General features: G+C 61.9%; 15 protein-coding genes and 3 rRNA genes. All 18 read left to right on the top strand.

Annotated features, from left to right (window positions below; all coding sequences use genetic code 11):
• Positions 1-7: 7 nt before the first annotated feature.
• The 18 genes from ACQPXH_RS28105 (at position 8) to ACQPXH_RS28020 (ending at position 18,795) form a co-directional block, all read left to right on the top strand.
• Positions 8-463 (top strand): hypothetical protein, encoded by a 456-nt coding sequence (locus ACQPXH_RS28105; RefSeq protein ID WP_433599473.1) that lies wholly within the window; start codon positions 8-10, stop codon positions 461-463.
• A gap of 244 nt (positions 464-707) precedes the next feature.
• Entirely contained in the window at positions 708-1,556 is an 849-nt protein-coding gene (atpB, locus tag ACQPXH_RS28100) for a F0F1 ATP synthase subunit A (protein WP_433599472.1), read from the top strand.
• A 72-nt stretch (positions 1,557-1,628) separates the two neighbouring features.
• Positions 1,629-1,877, top strand: coding sequence for an ATP synthase F0 subunit C (locus ACQPXH_RS28095; protein ID WP_063047767.1), 249 nt, complete (start codon positions 1,629-1,631; stop codon positions 1,875-1,877).
• A 7-nt stretch (positions 1,878-1,884) separates the two neighbouring features.
• Positions 1,885-2,445 carry a F0F1 ATP synthase subunit B gene (locus ACQPXH_RS28090; RefSeq protein ID WP_433599471.1) on the top strand — a complete coding sequence of 187 codons (561 nt, stop codon included), beginning with the start codon at positions 1,885-1,887 and terminating at the stop codon, positions 2,443-2,445.
• A gap of 97 nt (positions 2,446-2,542) precedes the next feature.
• Positions 2,543-3,352, top strand: a complete 810-nt coding sequence (locus tag ACQPXH_RS28085) for a F0F1 ATP synthase subunit delta (RefSeq protein ID WP_433599470.1) — start codon at positions 2,543-2,545, stop codon at positions 3,350-3,352.
• 67 nt (positions 3,353-3,419) lie between these two features.
• Positions 3,420-5,057 (top strand): F0F1 ATP synthase subunit alpha, encoded by a 1,638-nt coding sequence (gene atpA, locus ACQPXH_RS28080; RefSeq protein ID WP_433599469.1) that lies wholly within the window; start codon positions 3,420-3,422, stop codon positions 5,055-5,057.
• 131 nt (positions 5,058-5,188) lie between these two features.
• Positions 5,189-6,160: a F0F1 ATP synthase subunit gamma gene (locus ACQPXH_RS28075; RefSeq protein ID WP_327095760.1), complete on the top strand. Its 972-nt coding sequence runs from the start codon at positions 5,189-5,191 to the stop codon at positions 6,158-6,160.
• Positions 6,161-6,256: 96 nt separating this feature from the next.
• On the top strand, positions 6,257-7,699 hold the full coding sequence (gene atpD, locus ACQPXH_RS28070) for a F0F1 ATP synthase subunit beta (protein WP_063047772.1): 1,443 nt from the start codon (positions 6,257-6,259) through the stop codon (positions 7,697-7,699).
• A gap of 6 nt (positions 7,700-7,705) precedes the next feature.
• On the top strand, positions 7,706-8,080 hold the full coding sequence (locus ACQPXH_RS28065; protein ID WP_062982621.1) for a F0F1 ATP synthase subunit epsilon: 375 nt from the start codon (positions 7,706-7,708) through the stop codon (positions 8,078-8,080).
• Positions 8,081-8,354: 274 nt separating this feature from the next.
• Positions 8,355-8,777, top strand: coding sequence for a DUF2550 domain-containing protein (locus ACQPXH_RS28060; protein ID WP_062982618.1), 423 nt, complete (start codon positions 8,355-8,357; stop codon positions 8,775-8,777).
• A gap of 159 nt (positions 8,778-8,936) precedes the next feature.
• Positions 8,937-9,518: a cob(I)yrinic acid a,c-diamide adenosyltransferase gene (locus ACQPXH_RS28055; protein WP_433599468.1), complete on the top strand. Its 582-nt coding sequence runs from the start codon at positions 8,937-8,939 to the stop codon at positions 9,516-9,518.
• Between the two features lie 150 nt (positions 9,519-9,668).
• On the top strand, positions 9,669-10,928 hold the full coding sequence (murA, locus tag ACQPXH_RS28050; protein WP_433599467.1) for a UDP-N-acetylglucosamine 1-carboxyvinyltransferase: 1,260 nt from the start codon (positions 9,669-9,671) through the stop codon (positions 10,926-10,928).
• Between the two features lie 506 nt (positions 10,929-11,434).
• Positions 11,435-12,951: ribosomal RNA gene (locus ACQPXH_RS28045) — 16S ribosomal RNA — on the top strand.
• 326 nt (positions 12,952-13,277) lie between these two features.
• Positions 13,278-16,409, top strand: a 23S ribosomal RNA gene (locus ACQPXH_RS28040).
• A gap of 113 nt (positions 16,410-16,522) precedes the next feature.
• A 5S ribosomal RNA gene (gene rrf / locus ACQPXH_RS28035) occupies positions 16,523-16,639 on the top strand.
• The 16S, 23S and 5S rRNA genes sit together here, the layout of an rRNA operon.
• A gap of 190 nt (positions 16,640-16,829) precedes the next feature.
• Entirely contained in the window at positions 16,830-17,579 is a 750-nt protein-coding gene (locus ACQPXH_RS28030) for a rhomboid-like protein (protein ID WP_433599466.1), read from the top strand.
• A 58-nt stretch (positions 17,580-17,637) separates the two neighbouring features.
• Positions 17,638-18,324, top strand: coding sequence for an endonuclease NucS (gene nucS, locus ACQPXH_RS28025; RefSeq protein ID WP_433599465.1), 687 nt, complete (start codon positions 17,638-17,640; stop codon positions 18,322-18,324).
• A gap of 162 nt (positions 18,325-18,486) precedes the next feature.
• On the top strand, positions 18,487-18,795 hold the full coding sequence (locus ACQPXH_RS28020) for an ATP/GTP-binding protein (protein ID WP_433599464.1): 309 nt from the start codon (positions 18,487-18,489) through the stop codon (positions 18,793-18,795).
• Positions 18,796-19,080: the final 285 nt, after the last annotated feature.

Genomic DNA, 19,080 nt, shown 5'->3' with positions numbered 1-19,080 from the left:
CGCAGTCGTGAGTCTCATCAACCCTGTCCCCGGTCCCGACGCCCCGCTGAAGGCGGCGCTGCGCTACGGCGTGATCGGATCGGCCGTGTTGGTGGTGGTTTCGGTGGCCATTGCCTCGGCCGTCGCTGGCCTGTCCGGACTCTGGGGCGCACTGCTCGGCGCGGCCATCGGCGGTGGCTTCATTCTCACCACCGCGGCCGTCGTGCTGTTCGGCGCGAAGCTGCCGGCGAGCACCGCGGGCCTGGTCATGCTGGTGAGTTGGGTGGGCAAGCTGCTGGTCGCGATGATCGTGATCGCGGTGCTGCAGCGGTTCGACTTCTACGATCGAATGGCGCTGTTCCTGACCGTGGTCGGGTCCTTGCTCATCGTCCTCGGCGCGGAGACGTATGGCGTTCTGCGGCAGAAGGTTCCGTACGTAAACGTACCGACCGGTGAGTCTGATTTGCCCTCTGCGCAGCAATAATCACCCCCACCTACACGCTGTCGTAGATAACTTGGTAAAGTGTTGGTAAGCAAGCGACCAAGCAAGGGGGATCACCGAGATCCCGCTGACTGCCGCTATGCTTACTGCCGTGCCGGGCTTCGAGAGGTTCCGGTTCTGCATGTCGACGAATGTCGCCGACACTACGTACAGACGCCCGGGCGGGGATGCCGCACAGCTGCTGACGAATTTTCGAGCCGACCTGAGTCGACCCAATTGATCGTCAATGTCCGATCGAACCGCGGGAAGAACCGTACCCGCGGCCCGAACACGGGAGAGAACGCTGAGCGTCACCACTTTGGCGGGCGAGTTCCACGCGCCATCGCTGTCCGACTTCTTCCCTCCAGCCGTGCTGTTCGAGGGTACGCCGTTCGAACTCGACCGTTTGATGCTGATCCGGCTGGTGATGACCGCCGCATTGGTACTCGTCATGGTGCTGGCATTCCGCAATCCTCGCATCGTCCCGCGTGGTCTGCAGAATATCGCCGAAACCGTTTTGGTCTTCGTCAAGGATCAGATCTGTGACGAGGTGCTCGGCAAGGAATCCGGTCGCAAGTACTTCCCATTGATCGCGACGATCTTCTTCGCGGTTCTCTTCCTCAACTTCTCCGGCATCATTCCGGGGCTGAACATCTCGTCGAACGCCCGAATCGGCATGCCGCTGGTGCTGGCCCTCATCGCGTACCTCGCATTCAACTTCGTGGGTATCAAGAAATATGGGTTCGTCACCTACATGCGCAGCAGCATCGTCGTTCCGAATGTTCCGCCCGCATTGCACGTGTTGCTGATTCCGATCGAGTTCGTCTCGACATTCATCCTGCGTCCGTTCACGCTGACCGTCCGACTCATGGCGAATATGCTGGCCGGCCACATCATGCTGGTGCTGTTCTTCAGCGCCACCTGGTTCTTCCTGTTCGACGCCGCGGCCTGGATGAAGGTGTTCTCGCCGTTCTCGCTGCTGGCCGGACTCGGGTTCACGCTGTTCGAAATGCTGGTCATCTTCCTGCAGGCCTACGTTTTCGCGCTGCTGACCGCCGTTTACATCGGACTCGCACAACACGCCGATTCGCACTGACCGCACAACTACCGGATATCTGCTGCACCACGCCGACCGGCGGGTGAGCAAAAGAAAGGGAATGGAAGACTCATGAGCCTCGCGTACCTGGCCCAGGAAGCCGCCACCACCACCGAGAAGTTCAAGGGCTTCGGCGCCATCGGCTACGGTCTCGCCGCAATCGGCCCCGGCATCGGCGTCGGCATCGTGGTCGGTAAGGCCATCGAGGGCATCGCCCGGCAGCCCGAGCTCCAGGGCACCATCCGCACCAACATGTTCCTCGGTATCGCGTTCACCGAGGCCCTCGCCCTGATCGGCCTTGTGGCCGGCTTCATCTTCTGAGATTGCTATGAGCACGCTTTCTATGCTCGCGGCGGAGACAGGGGAGGACATCAATCCCCTCATCCCCGAGACCTACGACATCGTCTGGTCGGTGGTCTGCATTGCGATTATCGGCGCCATTTTCTACAAGTACGTCATCCCCCGCCTTATCAAGGTGTTGGATGAACGTGCGGACAAGATCGAGGGTGGAATCCAGCGGGCCGAGGCCGCGCAGGAAGAAGCCCAGCTGACGCTGCAGCAGTACCAGCAGCAGTTGGCTGACGCCCGGCTCGAGGCCGCGCGCATCCGTGAGGACGCACGCACCCAGGGCCAGCAGATCCTCGCGCAGATGCGCGCGGAAGCACAGGCCGAAAGCGACCGCATCGTCGCTGCCGGTCACAGCCAGCTGGAAGCACAGCGCCAGCAGATCCTGACCGAGCTGCGCGCCGAAGTCGGCAAAACTGCCGTCGATTTGGCCGAAAAGATTATCGGACAGTCGGTTTCGGACGAAGCTAAGCAGGCGGCATCGATCGACCGGTTCCTGGCCGAACTCGATCAGTCGGATGCCGGCATCGGGGTCGGAAGGTAGCCATGCCTGAACGGGTCAGCGGCCGGAGGCGGCAGCGGAGCGTTACCACGGAGGCCGCCCCGGGCAGGCAGGGTCCAACACAGTGAAAGTGAGAAGCATGTACGCAGCGAGCCGCCAGGCAAGCTCCCGGGCACGGGAGGCGCTTCGGGCCGCTCTGACCGGAAGCGACAGTGTTGCGGCCACGACGGGGTCGGAACTGTTCGCCGTTGTCGCCGTGCTGGATGACCAGCGTTCGCTGCGTGTTGCGCTCGCGGACGTGTCGGTGCCCGGCTCGGTGCGCGCCGAACTCAGCGAGCGGGTCTTCAGCGGCAAGGTCAGCCCCGCCACCCTGGCGGTGCTGACCACCGCGGTGGCCCAGAACTGGTCGCGCACCGCCGATTTGGTCGACACCCTGGTGTTGCTCGGCCAGGAGGCGTTGCTGGAGTCCGCCGCCGACAGCGGACGACTCGGGGCGGTCGAGGACGAATTGTTCCGGCTCGGCCGGATCATCGGCGACAATCCCGAACTGGAGCAGGCACTTTCGGATCGTGCGAAGCCCGCAGCGGCCAAGCGCGAACTGATCGACCGGCTGCTCGCGGGCAAGACCGAGACCATCACCCAGACCCTGGCGGATCAGGTGGTCACCCGGTCGACGAATATCGGCGGCGCGTTCGGCGAACTGTCCGATCTCGCGGCCGCGCGGCGCGATCAGATCGTCGCGCATGTGCGTGCCGCGGTCGCGCTGACCGACCAGCAGCGCGACCATCTCGGGGCGTCGTTGCAGCGCATCTACGGCAAGCCGGTCACGGTGCACGTGCAGGTCGATCCAAGTCTGCTGACCGGCGTCGTGGTACAGGTCGGCGACGACCTGATCGACGGCAGCGCCACCGGCCGCTTGGAACGGCTGCGTCGGGCCTTGGCCTCATAGCGCAGCGCTCTGGCCTGACGACCCACCTCCCCCGACATCCACACCAGACAGCGAGAGCAGGAAGACTATGGCGGAGCTGACGATCTCCACCGATGAGATCCGTAGCGCGATCGAGAGCTACACCCAGAGCTACACCCCGGAAACCTCCATCGAAGAAGTCGGTGTTGTCACCGACTGCAGTGACGGCATCGCGCACGTCAGCGGCCTGCCCTCGGCGATGGCCAATGAACTGCTCGAATTCCCGGGTGGTGTGCTCGGCGTCGCGCTGAACCTCGAGGACCGTGAGATCGGTGCGGTCATCCTCGGCGAGTTCGCGGAAATCGAAGAGGGCCAGCAGGTTCGCCGCACCGGCGACGTGCTTTCGGTCCCCGTCGGTGACAAGTTCCTCGGCCGCGTGGTCAACCCGCTCGGCCAGCCGATCGACGGCCTGGGCGAGATCGAGGCCGAAGAGCAGCGCGTGCTGGAGCTGCAGGCCGCGACCGTGCTGCAGCGTCAGCCGGTCGAGGAACCGCTCGCCACCGGTATCACCGCCATCGACGCCCTGACCGCCATCGGCCGTGGTCAGCGTCAGCTGATCATCGGCGACCGCAAGACCGGTAAGACCGCGGTCTGCATCGACGCGATCCTGGCGCAGAAGGCGAACTGGGAGACCGGCGACCCGACCAAGCAGGTTCGCTGCATCTACGTCGCGGTCGGCCAAAAGGGTTCCACCATCGCGGGCGTGAAGACCGCGCTGGAATCGCACGGTGCGATGGAGTACACCACCATCGTCGCGGCCCCCGCCTCGGACTCGGCCGGCTTCAAATGGCTTGCGCCCTACACCGGTTCGGCGATCGGCCAGCACTGGATGTACCAGGGCAAGCACGTCCTGATCGTGTTCGACGACCTGACCAAGCAGGCCGAGGCGTACCGCGCCATCTCGCTGCTGCTGCGTCGTCCGCCAGGCCGCGAGGCCTACCCGGGTGACGTCTTCTACCTGCACTCGCGTCTGCTGGAGCGTTGCGCGAAGCTGTCCGACGAGATGGGCGCCGGCTCGATGACGGGTCTGCCGATCATCGAGACCAAGGCCAACGACATCTCGGCGTTCATCCCGACCAACGTCATCTCCATCACCGACGGCCAGGTCTTCCTCGAGTCCGACCTGTTCAATAAGGGTGTCCGTCCGGCGATCAACGTCGGTACCTCGGTCTCCCGTGTCGGTGGCGCCGCCCAGACCAAGGGCATGAAGAAGGTCGCCGGTTCGCTGCGTCTGGAGATGGCGCAGTACCGCGAGCTGGAGGCGTTCTCCGCCTTCGCCTCCGACCTCGACGCCGCCTCGCTCGCACAGCTGGAGCGCGGTGCCCGCTGGGTCGAGTTGCTCAAGCAGGACCAGTACTCGCCGGTTCCGGTCGAGGACCAGATCGTCTCGATCTTCCTGGTCGACGCCGGCTACTTCGACTCGGTTCCGGTTGCCGACATCCGTCGCTTCAACGTGGAACTGCTCGAGGATCTGCACCGCAGTGCGGCCGACGCCTTCAAGTCGATCCAGGGCGGCAAGGTCCTCGACAACGAGAACGGCGATGCCATCAAGGCGGCCACCGACAAGTTCAAGCAGGGCTTTCTCGCTTCCGACGGCTCGCGCGTCGTGAACGAGGCCGCCGCCGGTGAGCTCGACCACGAAGAGGTCGAATCGCTGTCGGTGACCCGCAAGCACGTCGAGAAGTAATCGAGCCCGCTGATGCGTTATTCGATCCGCAGCATGAGCGACGGGCACGGAGGCGGTAGCTTGCGTAACCACGCAGTGCCTCGTGAATGCTGTAATCCGACACCGTCGAATGAAGGGAGTGTGAACCGCTGATGGCAAGCTTGCGTGAATTGCGCTCCCGCATTCGTGGTGTGAGTTCGATCAAGAAGATCACCAAGGCCCAGGAGCTGATCGCGACCTCGCGAATCTCCAAGGCCCAGGCCAGGGTAGCGGCCGCGAAGCCGTTCGCCGAGGAGATCACCAAGGTCCTCGGTGAACTCGCGAGTGCGTCGACGAATCTGTCGCACCCGCTGCTGACCGAGCGGGCCAACCCGCGCCGCGCCGCCGTCCTGGTGATCACCAGTGACAGCGGCATGTGTGGTGGCTACAACTCCAACGTGCTCAAGCGCGCCGAGGAGCTCATGGTCACCCTGCGTGGCGAGGGCAAGGAGCCGGTGCTCTACGTGATGGGCAATAAGGGCCTCACGTACTACACCTTCCGGAATCGGCCGGTGGTCAACGCGTGGACCGGGTTCTCCCAGCAGCCGAAGTACAACGATGCCACGGCCGCATGCCACCACCTGGTGGACGCGTTCATGGCAGGCTCCGAGGCTGAAGTTCCGGCCCCGAACGGGGTGGGCAATATCGAGGGCGTCGACGAGTTGCACATCGTGTACACCCGTTTCGTCTCGATGCTGACCCAGACCCCCGAGGTGCGTCGCCTGGCGCCGATCCAGGTCAGCTATGTCGACGAAGACTACGACATGGGTGAGGACAGCTTCACCGACTCGCCGACCGCGGAACTCACCGCGCAGTACGAGTTCGAGCCCGATGCCGATGTGCTGCTGGCGGCGCTGCTGCCCAAGTACATCAACACGCGCATCTACTCATCGTTGCTCGAGGCAGCGGCATCCGAGTCCGCGGCTCGGCGCACCGCAATGAAGGCAGCCACCGACAACGCCAACGAACTGGCCAATGTGCTTACCCGGCAGGCGAATTCGGTGCGGCAGGCCCAGATCACGCAGGAAATCAGCGAAATCGTCGGCGGCGTGAACGCGCTGGCTTCGAGCTCGGACCGCGACTAAAGGCTGCCCGCGGCCTGAGGTCAGGGCCCGGAGGCGGAAGCGCAGCGTAACCACGGAGGGCCCCCGAAGGCCGCGAATAGGACACGGAAGAGAAAAATGACTGCAGCAGTCACACAAGAGAGCCGGACCGGCGCGAAAACAGGTCGCGTCGTCCGCGTCATCGGCCCCGTCGTGGACGTCGAGTTCCCGCGGGGTTCCATCCCTGAGCTGTTCAACGCTCTGCACGCCGAGATCACCCTGACCTCGGTGGCCAAGACCCTGACCCTCGAGGTCGCCCAGCACCTCGGTGACAACATCGTGCGCACCATCTCGATGCAGCCCACCGACGGTCTGGTCCGTGGCGCCACCGTCACCGACACCGGCAAGCCGATCTCGGTGCCCGTCGGCGACATCACCAAGGGCCACGTGTTCAACGCCCTCGGCGACTGTCTCGACACCCCTGGCCTCGGCCGCGACGGTGAGCAGTGGGGCATTCACCGCAAGCCTCCGTCATTCGACCAGCTCGAGGGTAAGACCGAGATCCTGGAGACGGGCATCAAGGTCATCGACCTGCTGACCCCGTACGTGAAGGGCGGCAAGATCGGTCTGTTCGGTGGTGCCGGTGTCGGCAAGACCGTGCTGATCCAGGAGATGATCACCCGTATCGCGCGTGAGTTCTCCGGCACGTCGGTGTTCGCCGGCGTCGGTGAGCGCACCCGTGAGGGCACCGACCTGCACCTGGAAATGGAAGAGATGGGCGTCCTCCAGGACACCGCCCTCGTCTTCGGTCAGATGGACGAGCCGCCGGGCACCCGCATGCGCGTCGCGCTCTCGGCCCTGACCATGGCCGAGTACTTCCGTGACGTGCAGCACCAGGACGTGCTGCTGTTCATCGACAACATCTTCCGGTTCACCCAGGCCGGGTCCGAGGTGTCGACCCTGCTCGGCCGCATGCCTTCGGCCGTCGGTTACCAGCCCACGCTGGCCGACGAGATGGGTGAGCTGCAGGAGCGCATCACCTCGACCCGTGGTCGGTCCATCACCTCGCTGCAGGCCATCTACGTGCCCGCCGACGACTACACCGACCCGGCCCCGGCGACCACCTTCGCCCACCTCGATGCGACGACCGAGCTCTCCCGCCCGATCTCGCAGAAGGGCATCTACCCGGCCGTCGACCCGCTGACCTCGACCTCCCGCATCCTGGAGGCCTCGATCGTCGGTGCGGAGCACTTCCGGGTCGCCAACGAGGTGAAGCGGATCCTGCAGAAGTACAAGGAACTGCAGGACATCATCGCCATCCTCGGCATGGACGAACTCTCCGAAGAGGACAAGGTCCTCGTAGGCCGGGCCCGTCGTCTGGAGAAGTTCCTCGGCCAGAACTTCATCGTGGCCGAGAAGTTCACCGGCCAGCCGGGCTCCGTGGTGCCGCTGACCGACACCATCGAGGCGTTCGACCGCGTCTGCAAGGGCGAGTTCGACCACTTCCCGGAGCAGGCGTTCAACTCCTGCGGTGGTCTCGACGACGTCGAGGCGGCCGCGAAGAAGATCGCCGGAAAGTAGTCACCCATGGCGGAGATGTCAGTTGATCTGGTCGCCGTCGAACGTTTGCTCTGGTCCGGCCAGGCGACGTTCGTCAGCGCGCAGACCACCGAAGGTCAGATCGGCATCATGGCGGGTCATGAGCCGCTGCTCGGCCAGCTGGTCGAGGGCGGAATCGTGAGCATCGTGCCCACCGAGGGTGAGCGGATCACCGCGGCGGTGCATGGTGGGTTCTTCTCGGTGACCGCGACCTCGGTCCGGGTGCTGGCCGAATCGGCGGAGTTCGCCGATGAAATCGACATCGAGGCGGCCCGTCGGGTGCTGGCCGACGCCGATGCCTCCGAGGAAGCGAAGATCGCGGCCCAGGGCCAGGTGCGCGCGGTCGAAGAGGCGAAGGCGTAGTACCGCACCAGGATTGGGTACGACCCGATAGCACGGCGCTGTCGGCGGCGAAGGTATTTGCCGCCGACAGCGCCGTTCCCGGCTTCGAATGTTCAAAGACAAGGCCCCGCCATTTGTAAACTCGGGGTCGTGGTTGAATGGCCGGACGCGGTGTGAGCGTCAGGCCCGGAGGCGGTAGCCTGCGTGGCCACGGAGGGCCCGCGAACACCGCCATCGAATACCGCGTCGTCGAAACGGCGGCGGAACGAAGGGACGAACGGCATTGCAGACCGGGATGGTTCTCCTGATCATTCTGGTGCTCACGCTCGTTCTGCTGGCGTTGGCCTCCACCTACCGGCTGATCATGCTGCGCCGCGGCGGCACCGCCGCGATTCTGCGGGTGCTGCCCGCGCGCGGCGGTCAGGGGTGGCGGCACGGCCTGATTCGATATGACGAGGATCGCCTCGTCTTCTACAAGCTCTCCAGTCTGAAACTCGGACCCGACTCCACCATTCGACGCCAGGGCATCGAGATCGGTGATCGGCGCGGCCCGCGTGGCGACGAATACGACATCATGACCGACGAGATCGCGGTGACCGCGGTTTCCGATAGTGACGGCAATTACGAATTGGCCCTGGACCGCGGCTCACTGGCCGCCTTCCTCTCCTGGGTCGAATCCCGGCCCTCGGATCGCACCCGTCGGCTGCCCGGACTCTAGGCTCCTCCGCCTCCCCGAATCATTGGGCGCCAGATTCAGTCGCGGCAACTGTGATGTTGGCGGGCGGTGGTGAGCTGTGGGGCACAGTAGCCTGTCCCCGACGAGTTGCCCTTGTACTTACCAAATCAGTTGCGGCGTGTGTAGCGATAGGGTGGGCAGGTGAGTGTGCACCTGACGCGGATTTATACGCGAACCGGCGATGACGGGTCGACCGGTCTCAGCGATTTCTCGCGGGTGGCCAAAACCGATCCGCGGCTGGTCGCCTATGCCGACTGTGACGAAACGAACGCCGCCATCGGTGTCGCCGTCGCGCTCGGTGACCCTGCCCCAAAATTGCTGAAGGTATTGCGCCAAGTGCAGAACGATCTGTTCGATGCGGGCGCGGATCTTTCGACCCCGGTGGTCGAGGAGCCGAAGTATCCGCCGCTGCGCATCACCCAGCCCTATATCGACCGTCTCGAAGCCTGGTGCGACGAATTCAATGCCGATCTGCCCGCACTGAATTCGTTCATTCTGCCCGGCGGTACGCCGCTCGCCGCCCTGCTGCATACTGCTCGTACAGTGGCGCGGCGGGCGGAGCGTTCGGCATGGGCCGCGGTGCAGGCGCATCCGGACGATACGAATATCCTTCCGGCCAAGTACCTGAACCGCCTCTCCGACCTGCTGTTCATCCTCAGCCGTGTCGCCAACCCGGGCGGTGACGTGTTGTGGAAGCCTGGTGGCGAACAAGGTGGTTCGTGAACTGTCCGATCCGCACCGACACGCGCAAAAGTTGCTGGACACCCCGAAAGTCGTCCCAGCTACCTGGATATAACCCCGGCACTGCTACCACCGGCCCGCAACGCAACTATCCTTTGCACCAACAGTGCGCCGAATACGCGGAGAGGCGGCATGGAACGGTTTTTGGTTACTGGCGGGAATCGACTCGTCGGTGAGGTCGCGGTCGGGGGTGCGAAGAACAGCGTCCTCAAACTGATGGCGGCTGCATTGCTGGCCGAAGGCACGACCACCATTACGAACTGCCCGGACATCCTCGATGTGCCGTTGATGGGTGATGTGCTGCGCGGCCTCGGCTGCGACGTCACGATCGACGGGTCGGTCGTCATGATCAACACGCCTGCGGAGCCCAAGTACCACGCCGATTTTCCGGCGGTTACGCAGTTCCGTGCTTCGGTCTGTGTGCTGGGTCCACTGATGGCGCGTTGTAAGCGAGCTGTTGTCGCCCTGCCCGGCGGTGACGCGATCGGTTCGCGACCATTGGATATGCACCAGGCGGGTCTGCGTCTGCTCGGCGCGACCAGCGAAATCGAGCACGGTTGTGTGGTCGCGCGCGCCGAAGAACTACAGGGTGCGCGGATCAGGCTGGATTTTCCCTCGGTGGGCGCCACCGAGAACATCCTCATGGCGGCCGTGCTGGCCGAGGGGGAGACGGTCATCGATAACGCGGCCCGTGAACCCGACATCGTCGATCTGTGCAACATGCTCGTTCGGATGGGCGCGCGGATCAGCGGTGCGGGTACCTCGGTGCTCACCATTCAGGGGGTCGAGCGGCTCGCGCCGACGACGCACCAGGTGATCGGCGACCGGATCGTGGCCGCGACTTGGGGGATCGCCGCCGTGATGACCATGGGCGATGTCCGGGTCACCGGTGTGAACCCCAAACATCTGTCCCTCGTGCTGGACAAGCTGCGCTCGGCGGGTGCGCGTATTTCGTTCGAACCGGATGGTTTCCGGGTGATCCAGGCCGATCGGCCGCGCGCGGTGAATTTCTCGACGCTGCCTTTCCCCGGATTCCCGACCGATCTGCAGCCGATGGCCATCGGTCTGGCGGCGATTGCCGACGGCACCTCGATGATCACCGAGAACATCTTCGAGGCGCGGTTCCGTTTCGTGGAGGAGATGATCCGGCTGGGCGCCGACGCGCGGACCGATGGACATCACGCGGTGGTGCGCGGAATTCCGCGGCTGTCGAGCGCGCCGGTGTGGTCGTCGGATATTCGGGCCGGCGCCGGTTTGGTACTTGCCGGTCTGGTTGCCGATGGCACCACCGAGGTGCACGACGTCTTCCATATCGACCGCGGCTACCCGAATTTCGTCGAGCAGCTGCAGGCGTTGGGTGGTCAGGTCGAGCGCGTCGGTGCCGGGGATTGATCATGTGAACGGAAGGCGACGATCACCTCTTGCCGAAAACCATTACTGACCAGGCGATTTGACATCGTGCACACCGACACGTAACTTTATCCGAGTCAGAGCGACACGGACACCGACCCGGGGCCGACGCGCTGAGCCGAAAGGCTGAGCGAAGGACCAGGGAAACGAGGTAGGACGTTGAGCGCCTGACGATCACACTAGCTCGAACGAGACCCCGATTTTGAATCGGGTTCACGGCTGAGCTAAGCTGGATAAGTTGTCTCACCGATCGACCGGGGTCAAACCCGCTAGATGGTGTGTGCGTGTGTTCTTTGAGAACTCAATAGTGTGTCGATGAATGTCAGTGCCAAATATTTTTGGTTCCGGCCTCTCATACCCCCGTGTGGTGAGGTTGGATATTTTAGTCAGCGAATACTTTTTGCTGGCGTTTGGTTTTGCCAAGGTTTTCGGACTCTGGTTATTTCTTCTGATTGCGCCCCTTTTTTTGGGGGTGTGGTTGTGAGTCTTCAACGGAGAGTTTGATCCTGGCTCAGGACGAACGCTGGCGGCGTGCTTAACACATGCAAGTCGAGCGGTAAGGCCCTTCGGGGTACACGAGCGGCGAACGGGTGAGTAACACGTGGGTGATCTGCCCTGTACTTCGGGATAAGCTTGGGAAACTGGGTCTAATACCGGATATGACTGCAGGATGCATGTCTTGTGGTGGAAAGATTTATCGGTGCAGGATGGGCCCGCGGCCTATCAGCTTGTTGGTGGGGTAATGGCCTACCAAGGCGACGACGGGTAGCCGACCTGAGAGGGTGACCGGCCACACTGGGACTGAGACACGGCCCAGACTCCTACGGGAGGCAGCAGTGGGGAATATTGCACAATGGGCGGAAGCCTGATGCAGCGACGCCGCGTGAGGGATGACGGCCTTCGGGTTGTAAACCTCTTTCGACTCCGACGAAGCGGGAGTGACGGTAGGAGTAGAAGAAGCACCGGCCAACTACGTGCCAGCAGCCGCGGTAATACGTAGGGTGCGAGCGTTGTCCGGAATTACTGGGCGTAAAGAGCTTGTAGGCGGTTCGTCGCGTCGTTCGTGAAAACCTGCCGCTCAACGGTGGGCTTGCGGTCGATACGGGCGGACTAGAGTACTTCAGGGGAGACTGGAATTCCTGGTGTAGCGGTGAAATGCGCAGATATCAGGAGGAACACCGGTGGCGAAGGCGGGTCTCTGGGAAGTAACTGACGCTGAGAAGCGAAAGCGTGGGTAGCGAACAGGATTAGATACCCTGGTAGTCCACGCCGTAAACGGTGGGTACTAGGTGTGGGTTTCCTTCCACGGGATCCGTGCCGTAGCTAACGCATTAAGTACCCCGCCTGGGGAGTACGGCCGCAAGGCTAAAACTCAAAGGAATTGACGGGGGCCCGCACAAGCGGCGGAGCATGTGGATTAATTCGATGCAACGCGAAGAACCTTACCTGGGTTTGACATACACCAGAAACGCCTAGAGATAGGTGCCCCCTTGTGGTTGGTGTACAGGTGGTGCATGGCTGTCGTCAGCTCGTGTCGTGAGATGTTGGGTTAAGTCCCGCAACGAGCGCAACCCTTATCTTATGTTGCCAGCGCGTTATGGCGGGGACTCGTGAGAGACTGCCGGGGTCAACTCGGAGGAAGGTGGGGACGACGTCAAGTCATCATGCCCCTTATGTCCAGGGCTTCACACATGCTACAATGGCTGGTACAGAGGGCTGCGATACCGTGAGGTGGAGCGAATCCCTTAAAGCCGGTCTCAGTTCGGATCGGGGTCTGCAACTCGACCCCGTGAAGTTGGAGTCGCTAGTAATCGCAGATCAGCAACGCTGCGGTGAATACGTTCCCGGGCCTTGTACACACCGCCCGTCACGTCATGAAAGTCGGTAACACCCGAAGCCGGTGGCCTAACCCTTGTGGAGGGAGCCGTCGAAGGTGGGATTGGCGATTGGGACGAAGTCGTAACAAGGTAGCCGTACCGGAAGGTGCGGCTGGATCACCTCCTTTCTAAGGAGCACTTCTACATGGTCGGCTCGAAGAGTCGAGAACGACTGTGTCAGAGACCGTTTCGGGAACATGTGTTTTCCGGCGGATGCTCATGGGTGGAACGCTGACAGGTTTTATCGTGTTCGGTCAATCCTGTGTGGTTGGTCGCGGTGAATATATCGGCACACTGTTGGGTCCTGAGAGAACACGCGAGTGTTTCTTTCCAGGCAAGGTAACGACGAGATTGGGCCGTAGTCATACCGGCTTCTTCGGAAGTGCTGGTGCTGCATCGGGTTTCGATCTTGTGTGTTGTTTGAGAACTGCACAGTGGACGCGAGCATCTTTGTTTGTAAGTGTTTAAGAGCGTACGGTGGATGCCTTGGCACCAGGAGCCGATGAAGGACGTTGGAGGCTGCGATATGCCTCGGGGAGCTGTCAACCGAGCTGAGATCCGAGGATTTCCGAATGGGGAAACCCAGCACGAGTGATGTCGTGTTACCCGCATCTGAATATATAGGGTGTGTGGAGGGAACGTGGGGAAGTGAAACATCTCAGTACCCGCAGGAAGAGAAAACAATTGTGATTCCGTGAGTAGTGGCGAGCGAAAGCGGATGAGGCTAAACCAGGGGCATGTGATACCCGGCAGGGGTTGTGTTTCTGGGGTTGTGGGGCTCACTTTCTCGATTCTGCCGAGTCGAGCGACAGTCAGAAAAGTGCGTGTTAGTTGAAGTGGTCTGGAACGGCCCGCCGTAGACGGTGATAGCCCGGTAGGTGAAAACGCGTGCTCTGTTGTAGTGGGTGCCCGAGTAGCAGCGGGCCCGTGAAATCTGCTGTGAATCTGCCGGGACCACCCGGTAAGCCTGAATACTCCCTGGTGACCGATAGCGGACTAGTACCGTGAGGGAAAGGTGAAAAGTACCCCGGGAGGGGAGTGAAATAGTACCTGAAACCGTGCGCTTACAATCCGTCAGGGCCTGCGCACAACTTGTTGTGGTGGGTGATGGCGTGCCTTTTGAAGAATGAGCCTGCGAGTTAGTGGCATGTGGCGAGGTTAACCCGTGTGGGGTAGCCGTAGCGAAAGCGAGTCCGAAGAGGGCGTTTCAGTCGCGTGTTCTAGACCCGAAGCGGAGTGATCTACCCATGGCCAGGGTGAAGCGACGGTAAGACGTCGTGGAGGCCCGAACCCACTTAGGTTGAAAACTGAGGGGATGAGTTGTGGGTAGGGGTGAAAGGCCAATCAAACTCCGTGATAGCTGGTTCTCCCCGAAATGCATTTAGGTGCAGCGTCACGTGTTTCACGCCGGAGGTAGAGCTACTGGATGGTCTAGGGGGCCTACAAGCTTACCGAAATCAGCCAAACTCCGAATGCCGGTGTGTGAGAGCGTGGCAGTGAGACTGCGGGGGATAAGCTTCGTAGTCGAGAGGGAAACAGCCCAGATCGCCGGCTAAGGCCCCTAAGCGTGTACTAAGTGGAAAAGGATGTGGAGTCGCGAAGACAACCAGGAGGTTGGCTTAGAAGCAGCCATCCTTGAAAGAGTGCGTAATAGCTCACTGGTCAAGTGATTCTGCGCCGACAATGTAGCGGGGCTCAAGTACACCGCCGAAGCCGCGGCATTCACACAATACATCCGCCACAGATTACGGTTTGTGGTGTAGTGGTGTGGATGGGTAGGGGAGCGTCCTGCAGCCATGGAAGCAGCAGTGTGAGCTAGTTGTGGAGGCTGTGGGAGTGAGAATGCAGGCATGAGTAGCGAAAGACGAGTGAGAAACTCGTCCGCCGAATGACCAAGGGTTCCTGGGCCAGGTTAATCCGCCCAGGGTGAGTCGGGACCTAAGGCGAGGCCGACAGGCGTAGTCGATGGACAACGGGTTGATATTCCCGTACCCGTGTATCCGCGCCCAGTGGCGAATCAGTGGTGCTAAGTATCCAAAAGCGGATGGACTTCCTTCGGGGAGCCGGAAGTGGCTGCATACGACCCTTGCTGTAGTAGTCAAGCGATGGGGTGACGCAGGAAGGTAGCTGGGCCAGTCAGTGGTTGTACTGGTGTAAGCCTGTAGGGCGAGGCATAGGCAAATCCGTGTCTCTTGTGCCTGAGAGGTGATGCGTAGCCGATTGAGGTGAATTCAGTGATCCTATGCTGCCGAGAAAAGCCTCTAGTGAGTTGGTGCACGGCCCGTACCCCAAACCGACACAGGTGGTCAGGTAGAGAATACTGAGGCGATCGAGAGAACTGTGGTTAAGGAACTCGGCAAAATGCCCCCGTAACTTCGGGAGAAGGGGGACCACGTCTGGTGATGGTTCTTGCAGCCTGAGCTGGGGGTGGTCGCAGAGACCAGAGAGAAGCGACTGTTTACTAAAAACACAGGTCCGTGCGAAGTCGTAAGACGATGTATACGGACTGACGCCTGCCCGGTGCCGGAAGGTTAAGAGGACCGGTTAGCCTGTAAAGGGCGAAGCTGAGAATTTAAGCCCCGGTAAACGGCGGTGGTAACTATAACCATCCTAAGGTAGCGAAATTCCTTGTCGGGTAAGTTCCGACCTGCACGAATGGCGTAACGACTTCTCTGCTGTCTCAACCACAGACTCGGCGAAATTGCATTACGAGTAAAGATGCTCGTTACGCGCGGCAGGACGAAAAGACCCCGGGACCTTCACTATAGCTTGGTATTGGTGTTCGGTGCGGTTTGTGTAGGATAGGTGGGAGACTGTGAAGCGGGCACGCCAGTGTTTGTGGAGTCGTCGTTGAAATACCACTCTGATCGTATTGGACTTCTAACCTCGGGCCATGATCTGGTTCAGGGACAGTGCCTGGTGGGTAGTTTAACTGGGGCGGTTGCCTCCTAAAATGTAACGGAGGCGCCCAAAGGTTCCCTCAGCCTGGTTGGCAATCAGGTGTCGAGTGCAAGTGCACAAGGGAGCTTGACTGTGAGAGTGACAGCTCGAGCAGGGACGAAAGTCGGGACTAGTGATCCGGCACCGGCAAGTGGAAGCGGTGTCGCTCAACGGATAAAAGGTACCCCGGGGATAACAGGCTGATCTTCCCCAAGAGTCCATATCGACGGGATGGTTTGGCACCTCGATGTCGGCTCGTCGCATCCTGGGGCTGGAGTAGGTCCCAAGGGTTGGGCTGTTCGCCCATTAAAGCGGCACGCGAGCTGGGTTTAGAACGTCGTGAGACAGTTCGGTCTCTATCCGCCGCGCGCGTCAGAAACTTGAGGAAGGCTGTCCCTAGTACGAGAGGACCGGGACGGACGAACCTCTGGTGTGCCAGTTGTCCTGCCAAGGGCACTGCTGGTTAGCTACGTTCGGGAGGGATAACCGCTGAAAGCATCTAAGCGGGAAGCCTGTTCCAAGATGAGGTTTCTCACCACCTTCGAGTGGTTAAGGCCCCCTACAGACCATGGGGTTGATAGGCCAGAACTGGAAGCCCGGTAACGGGTGGAGGTGACTGGTACTAATAGGCCGAGGACTTACCAACGAAGAAGCTACGCGTCCACTGTGCGGTATCTGAAACAACACACAAACACCCGCTGGTATCCCGAGGATCGTGTGTTCTCGAGGGTGTTGTGGGTGTGGATAGTTTCATAGAGTTACGGCGGCTATAGCGGTGGGGAAACGCCCGGTCCCATTCCGAACCCGGAAGCTAAGCCCACCAGCGCCGATGGTACTGCACTCGACAGGGTGTGGGAGAGTAGGACACCGCCGGAACATCATTGCGAAAGGCCCCCAACACCAGTTTGGGGGCCTTTTTGCTTTCATATCTTCTTTGTGTGCTGTATGCCACGAGGTTTCGTAGCAATCTCACAGGGAACAGTCACCCTATGCGGCGCTCCGGCGTTCATCATGGAGAGTGACAGTAAGTAGTAATCAGCGTCGGCATGCTCGATAGGAGCGGTCGATGCGCATGGAGGTGTTGATGGTCGCAGCGACGACAACCGCCGACCGCGCGCCGGTCGAACCCCTCAGACCACTTCGCTTGCGCTGGTGGCAGTTGAGGCTCCCGGCGACGTTCGGATACGTGGCGGCCCTTGTCGCTGTCACCGCTGTCTTCTCCGCGATGAGTGAGACCTCGCAGGCACGGGTGGTGCTGCACGCGAGCACGAATCTGCACAATCTGCTGAATGGCCGAGTCGGCACCGTGCTCTCGAGCGCACTGGTGATCGGTGATGTCAGTGCCGCGTGGGTGCTGATTCCCTTGCTCGGTTGTCTGCTCGCGCTAGCCGAACTGCGCTTCGGCGCGGTCCACATGGTGCGGGTATTCCTGGCTGGGCATATCGGTGCCACCCTCCTTGTCGCGGTCGGTCTGTGGATCGCGATCGAGGCCGATTGGTTGCCCGCGAGCATCCGCTGGGCGCAGGACGTCGGCGTGAGTTACGGCGCCATGGCGTTGGTCGGGGCGATTGTGGTCGCCATTCCGCATCGCTGGCGAATCGCTTGGTCGACGGTGTGGTTTATCGTTGCGGCCGAGGGCGTGCTGATCGAACAGACCTTCACCAATGTCGGTCACCTGCTTGCCTTCTGTATCGGAACTGGGGTCGGCTTCGGCATGCTGCGCGCAAACGCGGCATCTACCCGCCGACTCACCCGGATCGAATCCGGTCTGCTCGCCGTGAGCGCGTTCCTCGCGGCAATTCTGCTCATGGGCTGACAGCCGACGCAGCAGGGGTGACGCCGGGTCGGGCCGGGCGCTCACCTACAGTGCTTGGGTGCGCCTAGTGATTGCTCGCTGTCAGGTCGACTACGTAGGGCGACTCACCGCCCATCTCGCGATGGCCCGCCGATTGTTGCTGATCAAAGCGGACGGATCGGTCCTCGTGCATTCCGACGGCGGCTCGTATAAGCCGCTGAACTGGATGAGCCCGCCGTGCTGGTTGGAGGAGCGTGACGGTGATGCGGTGCCCGAGGGAGCGAAGGCCTTCTGGGTGGTTACCAATAGAGCCGGTGAGGAACTGCGCATCACCATCGAGGGCATCGAGCATGACTCCGCGCACGAGCTGGGTGTGGACCCCGGTCTGGTGAAAGACGGTGTGGAGGCCCATCTCCAGGAGCTGCTCGCCGAACACGTGCAGACCCTGGGCCCCGGCTACACACTGATCCGCCGTGAGTACATGACCGCCATCGGCCCGGTCGACCTGCTGTGCCGTGATGCCGACGGTGCAACCGTGGCCGTCGAGATCAAGCGCCGCGGTGAAATCGACGGTGTCGAACAACTCACCCGCTACCTCGAACTCCTGAACCGGGACCCACTCCTCGCACCTGTCGCCGGCGTCTTCGCCGCCCAACAGATCAAGCCCCAAGCCCGCACCCTCGCCGAGGACCGCGGCATCCGCTGTCTGACCCTCGATTACGACGCTCTACGCGGCACCGAGAGCAACGAATTCCGCCTCTTCTAGTTCCGCCTCTTCTAGTACTGGGGGGCGGGGCTGGGCATGGATTTGCGGCCTGTTCGTCGGCTCGCGCGTGCGCATGGATTCGACGTGCGCGGCGTGGGTGGTGTGTGGGAAGGGAAGGGCGGCGGGCGCTGCGTGAAGTAGGTCACGACCTAGGCTTATGGGATGCCCCGACGGAAACCGCGGACGGAACGCCAGGTGGGCCGCTCGCAGGAGGGCAACCCGCCGATCGGCGATGTCTTCGGCAGGCGGGAGGCCGGGCCGGACAGCGACGATATGTACATTGTGCGAGCCATCCCAGGTAGCCGGGCCGTCAAAACCTATCGCTGCCCGGGCTGCGATCACGAAATCCCGCCCGGCGTAGCCCATATCGTCGCCTGGGCGGTCGACGACGGCGAAGACGACCGCAGACACTGGCACCGCGGCTGCTGGAACGGCCGCCGCACTCGCCGGATCACCCGCCGCTGGTCCTGAATCCCCCTGTGCCCCAGAGCAACCCACAGCGCACCCGCGTTGCCACTGCGGACTCCGCGTAGACGGTGTGCGGCTACGACAAACGGTGCGTGTCCGAGTCAGGGCTTGGACACGGCACCCGTCGTCGGACGGCGGGGGATTCCGGTGGGTCTGTGGATCTCCTTGGGGGAGCGGGTCATGGCCGCAAACCTGAATTTTCCAGCGGCGCTGGGTGCCTCGGTGGACGGAATGTCGTTGTGGTGGTGTCTGTCTTGTAGCGAAGCGGTGTCCGCTTACTCGGGACAT

It is taken from the genome of Nocardia sp. CA-135953 (assembly GCF_050955735.1).
Lineage (GTDB): Bacteria > Actinomycetota > Actinomycetes > Mycobacteriales > Mycobacteriaceae > Nocardia.
Note: the sequence above shows the minus strand (reverse complement) of the source record. Positions and strands in the feature narration are given on the sequence as shown.

Coding starts and splice junctions, on each gene's coding strand:
- atpA (WP_433599469.1), top strand. CDS start 3,420: ATGGCGGAGCTGACGATCTCCACCGATGAGATCCGTAGCGCGATCGAG.
- atpD (WP_063047772.1), top strand. CDS start 6,257: ATGACTGCAGCAGTCACACAAGAGAGCCGGACCGGCGCGAAAACAGGT.
- ACQPXH_RS28090 (WP_433599471.1), top strand. CDS start 1,885: ATGAGCACGCTTTCTATGCTCGCGGCGGAGACAGGGGAGGACATCAAT.
- ACQPXH_RS28030 (WP_433599466.1), top strand. CDS start 16,830: ATGCGCATGGAGGTGTTGATGGTCGCAGCGACGACAACCGCCGACCGC.
- ACQPXH_RS28075 (WP_327095760.1), top strand. CDS start 5,189: ATGGCAAGCTTGCGTGAATTGCGCTCCCGCATTCGTGGTGTGAGTTCG.
- atpB (WP_433599472.1), top strand. CDS start 708: ATGTCCGATCGAACCGCGGGAAGAACCGTACCCGCGGCCCGAACACGG.
- murA (WP_433599467.1), top strand. CDS start 9,669: ATGGAACGGTTTTTGGTTACTGGCGGGAATCGACTCGTCGGTGAGGTC.
- ACQPXH_RS28060 (WP_062982618.1), top strand. CDS start 8,355: ATGGTTCTCCTGATCATTCTGGTGCTCACGCTCGTTCTGCTGGCGTTG.
- ACQPXH_RS28065 (WP_062982621.1), top strand. CDS start 7,706: ATGGCGGAGATGTCAGTTGATCTGGTCGCCGTCGAACGTTTGCTCTGG.
- ACQPXH_RS28020 (WP_433599464.1), top strand. CDS start 18,487: ATGCCCCGACGGAAACCGCGGACGGAACGCCAGGTGGGCCGCTCGCAG.
- ACQPXH_RS28095 (WP_063047767.1), top strand. CDS start 1,629: ATGAGCCTCGCGTACCTGGCCCAGGAAGCCGCCACCACCACCGAGAAG.
- ACQPXH_RS28085 (WP_433599470.1), top strand. CDS start 2,543: ATGTACGCAGCGAGCCGCCAGGCAAGCTCCCGGGCACGGGAGGCGCTT.